We start from the raw sequence: 15,614 nt of genomic DNA on the forward strand, positions 1-15,614 counted from the left end.
GATCACACCGCCCCTTCAGTGGAAACCGAGGATCCGGTTTTCTTGGTCGACTTTGCCTCGATGAAACGCTCGCTTGCACGGGCGAATTCGCGGTCGTACTCGTCGAATACGGCCGTGAGGCCCTGGCGACGAATGAGCAGCTTGGTGATCCACTCGGTGACGATTCCGCGAATGAAGATAACGACGATGCCGGTACCGAAGTACAGCAGCGCGAGCAGCGGGTACTTTTCGGGAGCGATGGAGAGCACTCCAGCCGAGACACCCGCCCAGACGAAGATCTCGCCAGCGTTAGCGTGCGGGAAGAAGGCGGTGACAGGGTGCACGAATGACACTGCAGAGTCGTAGAACGCCGGCTTCTGTCGTTCGGGTAGATAGATGCCGAAGGAGTACGCCATCGGGTTGGTCAAGACGATGACCGCGATGATGGGCATGAGGGTGTAGCGAGTAATGGCCCAACGAGCTGACCACTGTACTGCGCGGGTCATGCGTGCTTCGCCCACCCAGGTGGTGATCGCGTACATGAACGTGAGCAGCACGATCAGCGTCGGCAGAATGCCGGTTGCGAGACCAACGAGAGCTTCACCCGATGCGTTGAACAGGCCGATGAAGTGCGTAGCACCCCAGGTGAGGGCCTGAATGATCGGGTTGTCGCTGGCCGGTACTGGCGGCGAATCAGCCGCCCAAATTATCGTGTCCAGAACAGATTGCATCTCACACCTTTCTCCAGCCGCAACTTCGTTGTCGGCGCCTGTCAGGGCCGGTGGCGTGACGTGAGGTGTGTGTCCCCATCGACCCTGGTACTGCATTTGCACAATTGTGAGCATCGGACTCACAGTCGTGTAGTAACAGGTATATCAGGCTCGCAAGCAATCGACCAAGGCATGAGCGAAAGAAATTACTGCTCAGGTTCGCTCTGGTTTCGAACGCGGCGATTCGCTACGCGGAATAACCGCGCGTCAACGAGCTCAGCGGCGTGCGCACAAGTGGATCGCCGGGCAACCGCGCGATCGCGCGGCACCGCCCAAAGCGACTACTCGCGGTTGTGAGTGGCCTCGGCGACCGTGCGCGCATGTACGAGTGCCGTAGCGATTGCCGCCATGCCCTCGCCGCGGCCCGTGAAGCCGAGCGCATCGGAGGTCGTGCCCGCGATGCTCACCGAAGCGCCAAGAATCCCGCTCAAGAACCCTTCAGCCTCTACACGACGGCGCGAGACCATCGGGTGGTTTCCAATGAGCTGAACGGAGACGTTGCCCACTTCGAAGCCGGCTTCCCGCATGAGAAAGAGGGTTTCGCGCAAGAAGACATCACCATGGGCATCTTCAAACTTGGGGTCGCTCGTGCCGAATACGCTGCCCAGATCGCCGAGCTTCGCGGCCGAGAGCATGGCATCGCAAATCGCGTGAGCGACAACATCGCCGTCGCTGTGACCGCGGAGGCCGACTTCGTCGGGCCAGTGCAGCCCAGCAAGCCACAGAGGCTTAGTGTCGTCGTACGCGTGCACATCCGTACCAGTACCGACTCGGATGCTGGTGGCAGCAGACTCGGTGAAGAGCTGCTCGGCGCGACGCAGCTCCCACGCGGTAGTGATCTTGAAGGCCATGGGGTCGCCCGCGATAATGGACACCGGGTAGCCCGCAGCGGCGACCAAAGCTGAATCGTCGGTGTGCTCTTCTTGAGCGGCCTCATGGGCAGCTACGAGCTGGCCACGAGGGAAGCCCTGCGGGGTTTGCACCGCCATGAGCACGGAACGGTCGACGGTCTCGACGATCTGATTGTTGTCATCCGTACGCTTAATCGTGTCGGCAACCGGAAGGCCGGGCACGACACCAGCGTTCGAGCTGCGCACTTCTGCGGCAACCGAGTCAAAGACAAGGCTCGGCGTGAGCGGGCGTGCCGCGTCGTGCACGAGAACTACGTCGATGCTCGATTCGAGAAATTTGAGGGCCTCAGCAACAGACTCCTGGCGCGTGGAACCGCCCACGATAATCACGGGCTCCCGATCACGGCCGCCGGGGACCGAGCGCGCGAGCTGCTTGGCGATGGGGCCATACGACTTCGGAACAGTGATGATTACCTGAGTCGGCTCCGCCATTCCGAAAACGGATTCGAGAGCGCGACTGAGAGTAGGACGACCCGCCAAGTGAACGAAAGCTTTTGGCTCGTTGCGACCGAGGCGGGTGCCGTTCCCGGCGCCGAGAAGGATCACGGCGACGCGGGGATTAATCTGTGGATTCATATGAGGCGGGTATCTCCAAATCGATGGGCGAGGAAATACTCCTCCGCCAAAAAGACGTAGCGAATCAGCCTACCCATGCTCTCCTGTGAATACACAGTCAGGGCTAAGGGGTTATGAAGCGAGAACCTCGTCGAGAACCAGAGATGCCTTGTCTTCGTCAGTCTTCTCAGCGAGCGCAAGCTCAGAGATAAGAATTTGACGTGCCTTCGCAAGCATGCGCTTTTCGCCAGCCGAAAGGCCGCGATCCTGGTCACGGCGCCAGAGGTCACGAACGACCTCAGAAACCTTGATGACGTCACCCGAAGCAAGCTTCTCCAGGTTGGCCTTGTACCGGCGCGACCAGTTAGTGGGCTCTTCAGTGAACGGCGCGCGAAGCACCTCGAACACAGCGTCGAGCCCCTCGCGACCGATAACGTCGCGAACGCCCACGAGATCAACGTTCTCTGCGGGCACTTCGATGGTGAGATCACCCTGAGTTACATTGAGCTTGAGATAGATTTTCTCTTCACCCTTGATGGTGCGCTTCTTAACCTCGGTGATGGTTGCAGCACCGTGATGGGGATAAACGACAGTCTCGCCGACCTCAAACAACATGAATAGTGGTCCTCTCGAAGAAAACCCAGTTTATCACAGTAAACGCATGGTAAGGGTTGCCTAAGTAAAGCACTCGGCGCAGCTATCTATTAGGATGGATTTGTGACAGTACGCACTCGCGCAACACGCGCCGCAGCCTCCGCCCTCATCGCCGGAGCCCTCCTCGTGGGCACCGCCGGTTGTTCGTTCATTACGCCTACCGCGACGTTGAACCACTACGACCCCAGCGACGGTATCGGCGCCGAAGTCGGCGACGTCAAAGTACGCAACGTCCTCGCCATCAGCAACGATGACGAGTCCGCCGTCAGCTTGATGGTCACCATCATCAACACCAGCTCCTCGAGCGGCAGCCTGCGCATGCAGTACGAGTCGGCCGAGGGCGAACGCATCGACATCTCCAAGCCGGTCACCTCTGGTGAAGTCAAGAGCTACGGCACCGAGGTCGATGGCGACATGATCGTGATCGCGGATGCAGGCATCCGTGCCGGGCAGTTGTTCCCCATCTACTTCCAGTTCGAAAACGACAGCGGCCAAGAGCTGCTGGTTCCCGTAATGGCGAGCGACGACGTTATTTACGCCGACCTCGCTCCGGCTAGCGCTCTCAGCGAATAGCCTCACTTCCCACTGGTGTGCCGAAGCTAGGTGCACCCGAGCTAGCCCGCGTGCACCCGCGGCGTTTTAGTCTTCGAAGCGATACCCGAGCCCGCGCACGGTCACGAGAAGCTTCGGTTGCGATGGAGTCTTTTCGATCTTGGTGCGGATGCGCTTGATGTGAACGTCGAGAGTCTTGGTGTCGCCGAAGTAGTCGGCGCCCCACACTCGATCGATCAGCTGACCGCGCGTCAGCACGCGACCGCCGTTGCGCAAGAGAAGCTCGAGCAGTTCAAATTCCTTCAGCGGCATGCCAACATCGACACCATCAACCGTGACCGTGTGGCGCTCAACATCCATCCGCACTCCCCCAGCCTCAAGCACCGAGTCGGTCTCGTCGACGTCCTCCGCCCGACGGCGCATTACTGCGCGGATGCGGGCCAAGAGCTCACGAGTGGAATAGGGCTTCGTTACGTAGTCATCCGCTCCCAGCTCAAGGCCGACCACGATATCCACTTCGCTGTCTTTGGCCGTGAGCATAATGATGGGCACGTTCGAGCGGGTGCGAACCTCGCGGCATACTTCAGTGCCGGCAAGGCCGGGCAGCATGAGATCTAGCAGGATGAGGTCGGCACCATTGCGGTCGAACTCAGCGAGCCCCGCGAGGCCGTCTTCGGCGATGGTCGTTTCGTAGCCTTCGCGCTCCAGCAGGAACGCGAGAGGCTCGCTCAACGACGCCTCGTCTTCGACGATCAAAATGCGGGTCATTGCTTGTCTCCTGTTGCGTTGGTTACGTCGGGATCGATCTCGGGCAGTCGAATCGTGAAGGTGGAGCCGTGGCCGAGTTGCGACCACACGCGGATGTCGCCGCCGTGGTTCTGCACCACGTGCTTGGCGATACTGAGGCCGAGCCCACTGCCGCCGGTGTGACGGCTACGCGCGGGGTCGCTGCGGTAGAAGCGTTCGAACACGCGGTCGAGTTCGTCGTCGGGGATTCCGACGCCCTGGTCGGTGACCGAGACCTCGATGGCGCCGTCACGGTGACGCACTCCGATTCCCACGCGCGTGTTCTCGGGCGAGTACTGCACGGCGTTCGAGATGAGGTTATCGAGGGCGAGCACGAGAAGGGTTTCGTCGCCGAACACCTCGAAGCCCGTGAGACCGCCGCTGGCCAGACTGACCTTGTTGAACTCAGCGACGGCACGGTTCTGGTCAATCGCGATAGACACGACATTGTCGATGTCGACCAGAGCAGCCTCCGCCAGGCCGTCAGCGGACTGCAATCGCGAGAGTTCGATGATCTCCTGCGTGATGCGAGCGAGACGGTGTGACTCTTTAGTGAGGCGCTTAGCGAACCGCTTCACCTGATCCGGTTCATCCGAAGCACTGACGAGCGCTTCAGCAAGCAAGCCAACGGCGCCGATCGGGGTTTTGAGCTCGTGGCTGATGTTGGCGACGAAGTCACGACGCACCTCATCGAGGCGGTACGACTCAGTGCGATCTTCGGCCAACAGCAAAACGTATCGCGTGCCGAGGCGAGCAACACGAACAAAAAGATAAATGTTGGCATCACCGAAAGGGCCACGAGATAAGTGCACTTCTTGGGCAATTGGCTCGCCGGTGCGACGAACTTGGTCAACAAATTCGACGAGTTCCGGATGCACGAGAGCGTGGTTCCACACGAGACCGTAGGTGAGCGCCCCCGTCGATGCCTTCATGATGTTATTCGAGGGATCGAGCACGATACCCGCGGATTCCAGCGCATCGATGACCTGATCTACGCCATCCGGCACGGCAGAAGAGACCACGTGGGCGGCTCTTTGACCCCGCTTAGCGGCTGCGTAAATGATGAAGGACATGCCACCGCCGAGAAATACGCCAAAAGCGAGGGCGGCAGGCACGAGCCACGCAGAGTCCATACCGACTAGATTAGTTACATCTGAAGCGTCCGCTTGCCGCAAGTTCGCGACGAGTGCTCACTTCAGATAAAGTTCAGGCCGCCAACACCTGTTGTTAACCTAACGCGGGCAGGGTGGCCTAAGCCGTGCGGGCTTCGTCATGCCCGTATCGAAGGGACGTAGATAGCGTGCGCGAAGTATTTCAACAAGAACTGCGCGAGGTGCAAGATCGCCTCGTGGAAATTGCCAGCCTGGTGGCTGTCTCAATAGACAACGCCACAAAAGCATTCAATGAATCAGATGTGTCACTGGCCGAAACAGTGATCGCAGACGATGACCAGATTGATGCGGCTGCAGCCGAACTCGACGAGCTCGCGATCAACATCCTCGCTCGTCAGCAACCCGTCGCCCGCGACTTGAGAATTGTAGTGAGCGCGCTGCGCATCAGTGCATCGCTCGAGCGCATGGGTGACATGGCTGAGCACATCGCTCAGCTCGCTCGTTACCGCTTCCCCGACAAGGTCGTGCCCAAGTCATTGCGAGCAACTTTCGCAGAACTCGGAGCACTCGATGTCGCGGTCGCCAACAAGCTTGTTGAGTTGCTCAAGCATGAAGATGTGCGCGTTGCCGAAGAGATTCGCAACGACGACGACAAGATCGACGCGCTGCACCTCAGCGTGTTCGACAAGGTGCTCGGTGAGACCTGGAAGGGCGCTGCGGTCGACACTGTGGATGCCACTCTCGCGTCGCGCTACCACGAGCGTTTCGCAGACCATGCGGTCTCCATCGCCAAGAAGGTTCAGTACCTTGCTACCGGCGACTGGGTTCCCGCCGACGACTAATAGCCGTCACCACGTAACAAAGCCCCGACGAGATTCGATCTCGTCGGGGCTTTGTGCGTTAAGCGAGCGTGGGCTGAAGGCTACTTCTTGCCCTGTGATGCGACCGCAGCAGCGCCGGCAGCGGCAGCTTCGGGGTCGAGGTAGTACGCGGGCTTGATCGGCATGAAGTTGTCGTCGAGCTCGTACACCAGCGGGATCCCCGTGGGGATGTTGAGGCTCGCGATGTCGTCATCAGAAATGCCATCGAGGTGCTTCACGAGCGCGCGCAGCGAGTTGCCGTGAGCGGTGACGAGCACGGTCTTGCCTGCAGCGAGATCCTTCGTGATGTCGGATTCCCAGTAGGGAAGCATGCGATCAATAACGATCTTGAGGCTCTCGGTACGAGGAACTTCACCGTCGATGCCGACGTAGCGACGCTCGTGTACCTGGCTGTATTCAGCGTCATCAGCGAGCTCGGGCGGCGGCACGTCGAAGCTTCGGCGCCAGGTCATGAACTTCTCTTCGCCGAACTCTTCGAGGGTCTGGGCCTTGTCTTTGCCCTGCAGCGCACCGTAGTGGCGCTCGTTGAGTCGCCAGGAGCGCTTGACCGGCAGCCAGTCGAGGTCGGCGACCTCGAGGGCGATGTTGGCGGTGTGGATCGCGCGCTTGAGCAGCGAGGTGTAAAGCACGTCAGGCTGCTTGTCGAAGGCAGCGATCATCTCGCCGGCACGGGCGGCCTCGCCGCGACCTTGCTCGGTGAGCCCGACATCCACCCATCCGGTGAAGAGATTCTTTTGGTTCCATTCGGAGTTGCCGTGGCGCAACAAAATCAGGGTGTGAGTCATAACTCAAGAGTACCGAGAATGATTGGATGCCGCTGCTAGCCGCGAGTAACGGCTCCGAGGCGGGGCAAGCGGGGCACGTTTGCTTCGGCTCCGGCGTCGGTGGGAACGATGACTTCTTGCGCGGCGGCAATCTCACCGATGTCGGAGGTGACGGCCAACGTTTCTGCGGCATCCACTCCTCGCTTGATCACGGCGAGCGCAATTGGGCCAAGTTCGAAGTGGCGCGCGGAGGCGGTGACGGTGCCGACGGTTTTTTCGCCGAGACGAACTTCGGCACCGACCTCGGGCAGTGCGCCCTCGGAGCCATCGAGGTGCAGCATCACGAGGCGACGCGGCGGATGCCCGAGATTATGAACTTTCGCTACGGTCTCTTGCCCGCGGTAGCAGCCCTTGTTGAGATGCACTGCGGAGCGCATCCAGTCGAGTTCGTGCGGAATCGTGCGGTCGTCGACTTCGGAGCTGAAACGAGGACGCCACGCAGCGATGCGCAGGGCATCGAACGCGAGCGAGCCGGCAGCATCGAAGGCTGACAGATCGGCATCGACGGCGACGAGGGTTTCGCGGTAATTCCACGTAGCGGCGGGGTGCGTCGCTGAGGTGGCGTACTGATGGCCGCCGCGCACAACGGACGACCACGGATCGACCCAGACAAGCGGCACATCCTGAGATGTGGCGGCGGGAACCTCGAGCGCGTCACCAAAGCTGCCGATCGTCACAAAGTCATCGCTGCGGTCGGCGATCTCTACGCGCAGCATGAACTTCATGCGGTTGAGCCAGGCCGCGAGCGCTTCGCGCTGGGTGCCGTCGATGAGCAACCAGAGGGACTCGCCATCGTCAATAAGCCGCATAGCGTGCTCGACGCGGCCATTGGGGTTGAGCAGCAGCGTTTCGGCGCTCTCGCCGGGAGTCAGCCCCTTGAGGGACTGCGTGGTGAGCGAGTCGAGCCAGGTCAGCCGGTCGGGACCAGTGATGGTGAGAACGGCACGGTCGGCGAGTTCCACCACCGAACGACCCTCGGTGAGCGTGCGCTGTTCCCCAAAGGGGTTGCCATAGTGCTCGGGCGGTTCGCCAATGGCACCGGGGCGTGCAGCGAACACACTATTCGACACGAGCGAGCCGTCCCGATGCGTGCGTGCGCAAATCTTGGCCGAGAGCGGCGATATCCCACGCCCAGAGCAAGTGGTTTTCGACGAGGCCGTACATGCGCGTTGCCGCGGTGTACTCCTTGGCGCCTTGCGTACGCATGACGGCGTCGGTCGCGAGGTCGATGCGGGGCCCCGTCACTTCGCCGATGTAAAACTCGTTGATGCCACCCGGATGCACGATGGACGCTTCGATCTCGAAGCCACCGTTCGGGGTGCGCAGTTTCTCCACCTCTTCGGCGGAACCGAAGGGGCGCTCCCCCAGCGCCGGCAACAACCCAGGACCGGGGTCGCCGTCAGTGGCAGCTCGGCGAAGGCGCCAATAGCCGGTCTCGGTTACATGGGGAGTTTGCTCATCATCGAGCAACCACGTGTACGAGTTGTAGTTGAGGTGCGGAAGCCCATCGTGGGTGAAGCTAATGCGCTGACCGAACTCGACACTGCGCGTTTCGTCGCCGATCTTGTAGTCGACAATGCCCGTGCCCTCCCAGAGGCCAACGAGCCACGAAAGTGGCGATAGTTCAGCAGGGCCGGAGGCGTCGAGCTCAATAACCATGGCGCGCGGTTAGCGCTGGCCGCGAAAGAGGTTGTAGACGACGACGACAGAGACGTAGCCGATCGACAGCGTCGCGAGACCCAGAAGGCCAACAAAGAAGAGCTCAAGTGCGAGAAGCATGTACTAATCCTATCCCTGTGCAGCCCAGCAGCACTAAATGAGAGCGAAAATCGCTGTGGCCGCAGCCACAACAACAAGGGCGCCAACCATGCTGGCGGTTGCGCGCGCTACGAAGCCCTCTTTGCGATGAATGAGCAGTTGAACAACGAACGTAAGGATGACGCAGGCCGCGAGGACAATCGCCAACCACGTGACCCGTGACTCGGGCGCAGCTACCGCGCCGATAATGACCGTGCCTACGAGGCTCAAGGCCCACACGGGCACGACGCTCCACTTTTGCCAAGTCATTGCCCCATCGTATCGAGAAGAGCACGATTCGGGGGCCGTCATGAGCGCGCGGCGTCGCACGGTAGAATCACTTTTACGCAGTGGGGAGGCCATATGGCACACATCTTGATGCTTAGCTCTGCGCCCGATGCTGATCCATTACCCGCCCTGGGTTTGCTCAGTCATACGGTGGAGGTAGTCGTCGCCGCGCCCGCAACCCTCGTTGCCGCGCCAACTACCGACCTCATCGTCGTCGACGCGACCACCAATCTTGCCGCAGCCAAAGGGCTTTGCGGCGTTCTTCATTCCGGCGGAATCTCGGTTCCCCTCTTCGTGATCGTCACCGACGGCGGGCTCGCTGCCGTCAACCACCAGTGGCACATCGACGACCTCCTCGTTGCTGGCGCGGGCCCCGCCGAAGTGGATGCCCGCATCCGCTTGGCCCTGGCGCGCCGCGAAGGTGAGAGTTCGGCATCGAAAATTCGCGCATCCGGAATCGTGATCGACGAAGCAAGCTATTCAGCGAAGGCTCGTGACCGCTCGCTCGACCTCACCTTCAAAGAGTTCGAGTTGCTGCGCTTCTTGGCGTCGCACCCCGGGCATGTGTTCACTCGCGAACAGCTACTGAGCGAAGTGTGGGGCTACGACTATTTCGGAGGCACCCGCACCGTCGACGTTCACGTTCGACGTCTGCGCGCCAAACTCGGCGACCTCGAATCGCTCATCGGCACCGTGCGTAACGTGGGCTACTGCTTCAACATCGCCGAAGAGGCGGAGAAGGCCCCCAAGCCTGAAGCTGTTGACCCCGTTGCGAGTGCATCGGATGCCGCTGCCGACGCCATGCCCGAGAGCATCGCCGTCTAAGGCACACTCTCACCGATTTTCTCCCCATCCTGGGCCGAGTTAATCAGTTGTTCATCACTGAGTGGCAGGATGATCAGATGGACAATGACAGCGCGATCGCCGATCCCAGCTCCGCTACAGATTCTCTCGATGAATATGACATCGATGAGTCGTCGAGCGTTGACGACGGCACGTTGATTTACGACCGCTACCTCGACCGCGAGCTGAGCTGGCTCGCGTTCAACCAGCGCGTGCTCGAACTCGCCGAGGATGAGTCGCTGCCGCTGCTGGAACGCGCCAACTTCTTGGCCATCTTTGCCAGTAACCTCGACGAGTTTTTTATGGTGCGCGTTGCCGGCCTCAAGCGTCGCATCGACACTGGCCTTGCCGTACCGACGAACACGGGGCGCGCTCCCGCCGAAGTTCTCGAAGAGTTGAGCGCCGCCGCGCACGCACTGCAAGAGCGTCACGCGGCCGAGTTCCGCAACAGCGTCAAGCCTGCGCTCGATGCTGAGGGCATCCACATTGAGTCGTGGTCTGACCTCGGCCCCGAAGACCGCGAGCGCGTTGACGAAATCTTCTCGAGCCAGATTTTTCCTGTGCTCATGCCGCTGGCGGTCGACCCCGCGCATCCGTTCCCGTACATTTCGGGGCTCTCGCTCAACCTGTCGATTCGGGTGCGCAACCCGAAGACGCAGAAGGAAGAGTTCGCGCGCCTGAAGGTGCCGAGTGTCTTGCCGCGGTTCATTCAATTGCCGGATGACGGTAGTGATCAACTGCGCTACATCCCGCTCGAAGATCTGATTTCCAACCACCTCGATGCGCTCTTCCCCGGCATGGAGATTCTGGCGCACCACGAGTTCCGTGTTACTCGCAACGAAGATGTCAACGTCGATGAAGACGAGTCGGAAAACCTGATCAAGTCACTTGAGAAGCAGATTCTGAACCGCCGCTTCGGGCCGCCCATCCGTCTCGAAATCACTGACGACATGGATGAGGTGACGCTCGGCCTTCTCGTGCGCGAGCTCAAGATCACCGAGCAAGAGGTGTACCGATTGCCTGCCCCGCTTAACCTCGGCGGACTCTTTCAGCTCACCCGCATCGATCGCCCTGCGCTCAAGTACCCGCGCCACGTGCCCATCACGAGCCCGAGCCTCATGCCCACCGAAGGCAATGAGCGGGCGGATATCTTCCGGGCGATCGCTCGCAAAGACGTCCTGCTGCACCACCCCTATGAGTCGTTCTCGACGAGCGTTCAGGCGTTCTTGGAGCAGGCTGCCGCCGACCCCGATGTGTTGGCGATCAAGCAGACGCTGTACCGCACGAGCGGTGACAGCCCCATTGTCGAGGCTCTGATTGACGCTGCCGAAGCCGGTAAAGCCGTGCTCGCGCTCGTGGAGATCAAGGCACGCTTCGATGAGACTGCGAACATCTCATGGGCCCGCAAGCTCGAAAAGGCCGGCGTGCACGTGGTCTATGGCCTCGTCGGGCTCAAGACGCATTGCAAGCTCGCGCTCGTGGTGCGCCAAGAAGAGGGCAAGCTGCGCCACTACGCGCACATCGGCACGGGAAACTACAACCCCAAGACCAGCCGCCTGTATGAAGACCTCGGGCTGCTGACCGCCGACGACCAGGTCGGAAAAGACCTCACCCGACTCTTTAACGAACTTTCTGGGTATGCCATCGAGAAAAAGTTCAAGCGACTTCTCGTGGCTCCGCGTCATTTGCGCAAGGGCCTCGTGAAGCAGATTGCGAACGAAGCCAAGAACGCTCGCGCTGGCTTGCCCTCGGGCATCCGGATCAAACTGAACTCCATGGTGGATGAAGCGATCATCGACGCTCTCTACCGCGCCAACAATGCGGGCGTTCCGATCGACATCGTGGTGCGCGGAATTTGCTCTTTGCGCGCCGGAGTTCCGGGGCTCAGCGAGAACATTCGGGTGCGTTCAGTGCTCGGTCGCTACCTCGAGCACTCGCGCGTGTTCTCGTTCCACAACAACGGCGATCCCCAGGTTTTCATTGGCAGCTCCGACATGATGCACCGCAATCTCGACCGTCGCGTCGAGGCCCTCGTGCGCATCGTGGAACCCGAACACATCGAGGAACTCGACTACATGTTCGACCTCGCTGTTGCCGACACCACCGCCTCGTGGTGGCTCGATTCTGAAGGCGATTGGGAACGCCACGGCCGTTCAGAGGACGGCGAACCGCTCGATGACCTACAGAATGTTCTTATGAAGAGAATTACGCAGCGCAAACGAGGCGGAGCTCGCCGGTGACCGCGGCGACCACACCGGTCCTAGCTGCAGGCATCGTCTGCTGGCGTGTAGTAGATGGCAAACCCCGCGTGTTACTGGTCCATCGCACCGTGCATAAAGACGTCTCGCTGCCCAAAGGGAAACTCGATCCCGGTGAAATGCTGCCCGAGACTGCCGTACGCGAAATTTTCGAAGAGACCGGCCTGAGCGTCGAACTCGGAGTTCCGCTCGGCAAGGTTCACTACACGCTCGGCAACGGCCGCGACAAGTACGTGCACTACTGGGCTGCCGAAGTGAACGACCATATTCTCGAGCGCGCCAAGTTCACACCCAACGACGAGATCTCATCGCTCGAATGGTTGTCACTCTCCAAGGCCCGCAAAAAAGTCAGCTACGAGCACGACATCGACATTCTCGATCGCTTCGCAGCCATCTACGAGGCCGGCAATGCCCGCACCTTCGCGATGATTGCCGTGCGTCACGGCAAAGCCGTTCCCGGAGAAACCTGGGACGGGCCGGATGCCACGCGACCGCTCATGCACCGCGGAACAGACCAGGCAGCCACGATCGCCGGCAGCATCGCCGCGTTCGCCCCCGACCGCATCCTGAGCAGCACCGCTGCCCGTTGCCTCGCCACGATCACGCCGCTGTCGCAACGCACCGAGCTTGAGATCAAAGCAACCGATGACCTGAGCCAAGACGCGTACCGCAGCAACGGTGCCGCCGTGACCGCTCTCATTACCAAGCGGCTCAAGAAGCAGCAGTCCACTGTGATGTGTAGCCACGGGCCCGTGCTACCTCAAATGGTGAGCGCACTCGCCGAAGCCTCACACACAAAACCGGATGCTAATTTGCGAGCTGCGGCAATGCTCAGCACGGGAGATTTTTCGGTGCTGCATTTTGCGCGCGACACCAAGAAAGTGCGCCTAGTGGCGGTGGAAACACACCAATCCTGATGCCGGATCCGGAGCGCTGAGACCGGCGAAGGTTGCCGGGCGGTGAAATCCTGCCGAATTCGCGAGAGAATGACGTGCACGTCAGTTTCTCGAAGGGATCCCTGTGAAGTTCACCCGCCTCGGCACCGCCACCGCACTCGCGATGGCAAGCGCACTCGCTCTCACAGGATGCGTTCCCGCTCCCGTCGGTGACGTCTCGGGCCCCTCCGGCACGATTATCGGTGCCGGTGCGTCCTCCCAGCAGGCCGCTCAAGAGGCGTGGGTTCGCGGCTTCCAACTAGCAAACGTGGCCGCGACGGTCGAATACGACCCCATCGGGTCTGGCGGAGGGCGCGACACCTTCATCGGTGGCGGTGCCGCGTTTGCTGCATCCGACCGCGCGTATAAGGTCGAGGAAATCGCCGAAGCCGACTTTGTCTCGTGCGTGCCCGACACCGGCATCCTCGAGATCCCCGCCTACATTTCACCGATTGCGATCATCTTCAACCTCGACGGAATCACCTCGCTCAACCTCGATGCGGACACGATCGCCGGCATCTTTACGGGTGAGATTGACCAGTGGGATGACACTGCCATCGTTGATCAGAACCCCTCCGTCGATCTGCCCAGCCGCAACATCACCGCGGTGCACCGCGCGGATGACTCCGGAACGACCGCCAACTTCACCGATTACCTCGCCGCGGCAGCGCCCTCGGCCTGGACCGTCGGATCCATCGAGAAGTGGCCGCTGGAATTCGGCGGCGAAGCGGCGCCCCAGACCTCCGGTGTCGTCGACGCCGTCACCAACGGAACCGGCACAATCGGTTACGCCGACGCCTCCCGCGCTGGCGACCTCGGCACCGTCGCAGTGAAGGTCGGCGACGACTACGTCTCCTACTCCCCCGAAGCAGCCGCTGCGATCGTCGACGTCTCGCCCTTCGGCGAAGGACGCGGCGAGACCGACTTCGCGGTAGAAATCGACCGAGCATCCACCGCCAGCGGCGTGTACCCGGTCGTGCTCATCAGCTACCTCATCGCCTGCAACGAGTACGTGTCGAACGACCGGGTGGATGTCATCCGTGGCTACCTCGACTACGTGATCAGCCCCGAGGGCCAACAGGCCGCGGCTGCTTCTGCCGGTTCGGCACCGATCTCTGATTCCCTCTATGAGAAAGCTCGCGCTGCCGTCGCAGCGATCAAATAGCTCACATCCCCGGGATTCCGGGACTGCTCTTCGTGGTGTTGACGGGTCGTTTACCTCCCGTTTACCTAACCGGGTAAAGGTGGCTACCTGCGCTGCCTAGGTTTTCTATTTGGGTCGCACCGGCCTGAAACCTGAAATCAACATCCCGAAGGGAAAACTGTGAACTTCAAGCGTCTTGGCACCATCGGTGCCATTGCTATCGCAGGCACCATCCTCCTCTCATCGTGCGCAGCAGCAGCCGACAACGGCAGCGATGAAGGATCCACTTCAGACCTCACCGGAACGCTCGTTGGCGCCGGCGCATCGTCGCAGCAGTCAGCTCAAGAGGCGTGGGTTGCTGGATTCCAGACCGCGAACGAGAACGTCACGGTCGAGTACGACCCCATCGGCTCCGGCGGTGGACGCGACACGTTCATCGGCGGCGGAAGCCTCTTCGCCGGATCTGACCGCGCCTTCAAGAACGAAGAAATTGACGAAGACAACTTCGCATCGTGCGTTCCCGGCACCGGCATCCTCGAAATCCCTGCCTACATCTCGCCGATCGCGATCATCTTCAACCTCGACGGTGTTGACTCGCTCAACCTCGACGCTGACACGATCGCCGGAATCTTCACTGGCGAGATCACTAACTGGAGCGACGACGCTATCGCTTCGCAGAACGACGGCGTAGACCTGCCCGACCTCGGCATCACCGCCGTACACCGTGCAGACGACTCGGGAACGACCGCGAACTTCACCGACTACCTGTCGGCTGCTGCTCCCTCGGTCTGGACCGTCGGATCGATCGAAACCTGGCCCACCGAGTTCGGTGGCGAGGGTGCTCCTCAGACCTCGGGTCTCGTTGACGCCGTCACCAACGGAACCGGAACCATCGGTTACGCCGACGCCTCGCGTGCCGGAGACCTCGGAACCGTCGCCGTCAAGGTCGGCGACGAGTACGTTCCGTACTCCCCCGAAGCTGCAGCAGCAATCGTTGACGCATCGCCCTTCGCAGAAGGCCGCGGCGAGACCGACTTCGCTGTAGAGCTCGACCGCGCATCCGACGCCTCGGGTGTCTACCCGGTCGTTCTGATCAGCTACTTGATCGCTTGCAACGAGTACGCCTCGAGCGACAACGTTGACCTGGTCAAGGGCTACCTCAGCTACATCATCAGCGACGAGGGACAGGCCACCGCGGCTGAGTCCGCTGGTTCAGCACCGATCTCCTCGGCTCTGTTCGAGAAGGCTCAGGCTGCAGTAGACGCCATCAAGTAACACCTTGAGTCTGCTTCGACCCCGTTGCTACTGGCAGCGGGGTCGGGCAG

16 protein-coding genes are annotated in these 15,614 nt (G+C 60.9%); 7 read left to right on the top strand and 9 right to left on the bottom strand.

Annotated elements, in window-relative coordinates; genetic code table 11:
* Positions 1-2: 2 nt before the first annotated feature.
* The 3 genes from srlA to ACWTV1_RS04840 form a co-directional block, all read right to left on the bottom strand.
* Positions 3-710: a PTS glucitol/sorbitol transporter subunit IIC gene (gene srlA, locus ACWTV1_RS04830; RefSeq protein WP_100388341.1), complete on the bottom strand. Its 708-nt coding sequence runs from the start codon at positions 708-710 to the stop codon at positions 3-5.
* 320 nt (positions 711-1,030) lie between these two features.
* Positions 1,031-2,236 (bottom strand): 2-C-methyl-D-erythritol 4-phosphate cytidylyltransferase, encoded by a 1,206-nt coding sequence (gene ispD, locus ACWTV1_RS04835; RefSeq protein WP_498504337.1) that lies wholly within the window; start codon positions 2,234-2,236, stop codon positions 1,031-1,033.
* A 111-nt stretch (positions 2,237-2,347) separates the two neighbouring features.
* Positions 2,348-2,830: a CarD family transcriptional regulator gene (locus ACWTV1_RS04840; protein ID WP_100388339.1), complete on the bottom strand. Its 483-nt coding sequence runs from the start codon at positions 2,828-2,830 to the stop codon at positions 2,348-2,350.
* A 102-nt stretch (positions 2,831-2,932) separates the two neighbouring features.
* Here ACWTV1_RS04840 and ACWTV1_RS04845 point away from each other — a divergent pair, with 102 nt between their 5' ends.
* A complete protein-coding gene (locus ACWTV1_RS04845; protein ID WP_498504338.1) occupies positions 2,933-3,442 on the top strand; it encodes a hypothetical protein in 510 nt (169 codons plus the stop codon).
* Positions 3,443-3,508: 66 nt separating this feature from the next.
* Here ACWTV1_RS04845 and ACWTV1_RS04850 read toward each other — a convergent pair whose 3' ends face one another.
* Positions 3,509-4,189 carry a response regulator gene (locus tag ACWTV1_RS04850; RefSeq protein ID WP_100388337.1) on the bottom strand — a complete coding sequence of 227 codons (681 nt, stop codon included), beginning with the start codon at positions 4,187-4,189 and terminating at the stop codon, positions 3,509-3,511.
* Positions 4,186-5,340, bottom strand: a complete 1,155-nt coding sequence (locus tag ACWTV1_RS04855; RefSeq protein WP_498504339.1) for a sensor histidine kinase — start codon at positions 5,338-5,340, stop codon at positions 4,186-4,188. The genes ACWTV1_RS04850 and ACWTV1_RS04855 overlap by 4 nt, the downstream gene beginning before the upstream one ends.
* A 167-nt stretch (positions 5,341-5,507) precedes the next feature.
* On the opposite strand from ACWTV1_RS04855, the gene phoU reads away from it, so the two are divergent.
* Positions 5,508-6,161, top strand: a complete 654-nt coding sequence (gene phoU / locus ACWTV1_RS04860) for a phosphate signaling complex protein PhoU (RefSeq protein ID WP_100388335.1) — start codon at positions 5,508-5,510, stop codon at positions 6,159-6,161.
* A gap of 80 nt (positions 6,162-6,241) precedes the next feature.
* Here the strand turns inward: phoU and ACWTV1_RS04865 are convergent, their stop codons facing one another.
* From ACWTV1_RS04865 to ACWTV1_RS04880, 4 genes are all read right to left on the bottom strand, one after another.
* The gene (locus ACWTV1_RS04865; protein ID WP_100388334.1) at positions 6,242-6,985 is read right to left on the bottom strand and encodes a phosphoglyceromutase; all 744 of its coding nucleotides are present in this window, start codon (positions 6,983-6,985) and stop codon (positions 6,242-6,244) included.
* Between the two features lie 35 nt (positions 6,986-7,020).
* Positions 7,021-8,094 carry a CAF17-like 4Fe-4S cluster assembly/insertion protein YgfZ gene (gene ygfZ / locus ACWTV1_RS04870; RefSeq protein WP_498504340.1) on the bottom strand — a complete coding sequence of 358 codons (1,074 nt, stop codon included), beginning with the start codon at positions 8,092-8,094 and terminating at the stop codon, positions 7,021-7,023.
* Positions 8,084-8,683: a nitrobindin family protein gene (locus tag ACWTV1_RS04875; RefSeq protein ID WP_498504341.1), complete on the bottom strand. Its 600-nt coding sequence runs from the start codon at positions 8,681-8,683 to the stop codon at positions 8,084-8,086. The genes ygfZ and ACWTV1_RS04875 overlap by 11 nt, the downstream gene beginning before the upstream one ends.
* Positions 8,684-8,836: 153 nt before the next feature.
* Complete coding sequence (locus tag ACWTV1_RS04880; protein WP_498504342.1) at positions 8,837-9,091, bottom strand: hypothetical protein; 255 nt, start codon at positions 9,089-9,091, stop codon at positions 8,837-8,839.
* A 93-nt stretch (positions 9,092-9,184) separates the two neighbouring features.
* On the opposite strand from ACWTV1_RS04880, the gene ACWTV1_RS04885 reads away from it, so the two are divergent.
* The 5 genes from ACWTV1_RS04885 (at position 9,185) to ACWTV1_RS04905 (ending at position 15,564) form a co-directional block, all read left to right on the top strand.
* Complete coding sequence (locus ACWTV1_RS04885; protein ID WP_498504343.1) at positions 9,185-9,934, top strand: winged helix-turn-helix transcriptional regulator; 750 nt, start codon at positions 9,185-9,187, stop codon at positions 9,932-9,934.
* A gap of 77 nt (positions 9,935-10,011) precedes the next feature.
* Positions 10,012-12,192 carry an RNA degradosome polyphosphate kinase gene (locus ACWTV1_RS04890; protein WP_498504344.1) on the top strand — a complete coding sequence of 727 codons (2,181 nt, stop codon included), beginning with the start codon at positions 10,012-10,014 and terminating at the stop codon, positions 12,190-12,192.
* Positions 12,189-13,127 (top strand): NUDIX hydrolase, encoded by a 939-nt coding sequence (locus ACWTV1_RS04895; protein ID WP_498504345.1) that lies wholly within the window; start codon positions 12,189-12,191, stop codon positions 13,125-13,127. Before ACWTV1_RS04890 ends, ACWTV1_RS04895 begins: the two co-directional genes overlap by 4 nt.
* A 103-nt stretch (positions 13,128-13,230) precedes the next feature.
* Positions 13,231-14,310: a phosphate ABC transporter substrate-binding protein PstS gene (locus tag ACWTV1_RS04900; protein WP_498504346.1), complete on the top strand. Its 1,080-nt coding sequence runs from the start codon at positions 13,231-13,233 to the stop codon at positions 14,308-14,310.
* Positions 14,311-14,469: 159 nt separating this feature from the next.
* Positions 14,470-15,564, top strand: coding sequence for a phosphate ABC transporter substrate-binding protein PstS (locus tag ACWTV1_RS04905; protein ID WP_498504347.1), 1,095 nt, complete (start codon positions 14,470-14,472; stop codon positions 15,562-15,564).
* Positions 15,565-15,614 lie beyond the last annotated feature (50 nt).

This window comes from Salinibacterium sp. VpJ6 (assembly GCF_059767345.1).

Excerpts from the sequence above, each read along its gene's own strand:
- ACWTV1_RS04890 (WP_498504344.1), top strand. The coding sequence starts at position 10,012 with ATGGACAATGACAGCGCGATCGCCGATCCCAGCTCCGCTACAGATTCT.
- ACWTV1_RS04885 (WP_498504343.1), top strand. The coding sequence starts at position 9,185 with ATGGCACACATCTTGATGCTTAGCTCTGCGCCCGATGCTGATCCATTA.
- ACWTV1_RS04865 (WP_100388334.1), bottom strand. The coding sequence starts at position 6,985 with ATGACTCACACCCTGATTTTGTTGCGCCACGGCAACTCCGAATGGAAC.
- srlA (WP_100388341.1), bottom strand. The coding sequence starts at position 710 with ATGCAATCTGTTCTGGACACGATAATTTGGGCGGCTGATTCGCCGCCA.
- ACWTV1_RS04840 (WP_100388339.1), bottom strand. The coding sequence starts at position 2,830 with ATGTTGTTTGAGGTCGGCGAGACTGTCGTTTATCCCCATCACGGTGCT.
- ACWTV1_RS04875 (WP_498504341.1), bottom strand. The coding sequence starts at position 8,683 with ATGGTTATTGAGCTCGACGCCTCCGGCCCTGCTGAACTATCGCCACTT.
- ACWTV1_RS04855 (WP_498504339.1), bottom strand. The coding sequence starts at position 5,340 with ATGGACTCTGCGTGGCTCGTGCCTGCCGCCCTCGCTTTTGGCGTATTT.
- ACWTV1_RS04850 (WP_100388337.1), bottom strand. The coding sequence starts at position 4,189 with ATGACCCGCATTTTGATCGTCGAAGACGAGGCGTCGTTGAGCGAGCCT.
- ACWTV1_RS04880 (WP_498504342.1), bottom strand. The coding sequence starts at position 9,091 with ATGACTTGGCAAAAGTGGAGCGTCGTGCCCGTGTGGGCCTTGAGCCTC.
- ispD (WP_498504337.1), bottom strand. The coding sequence starts at position 2,236 with ATGAATCCACAGATTAATCCCCGCGTCGCCGTGATCCTTCTCGGCGCC.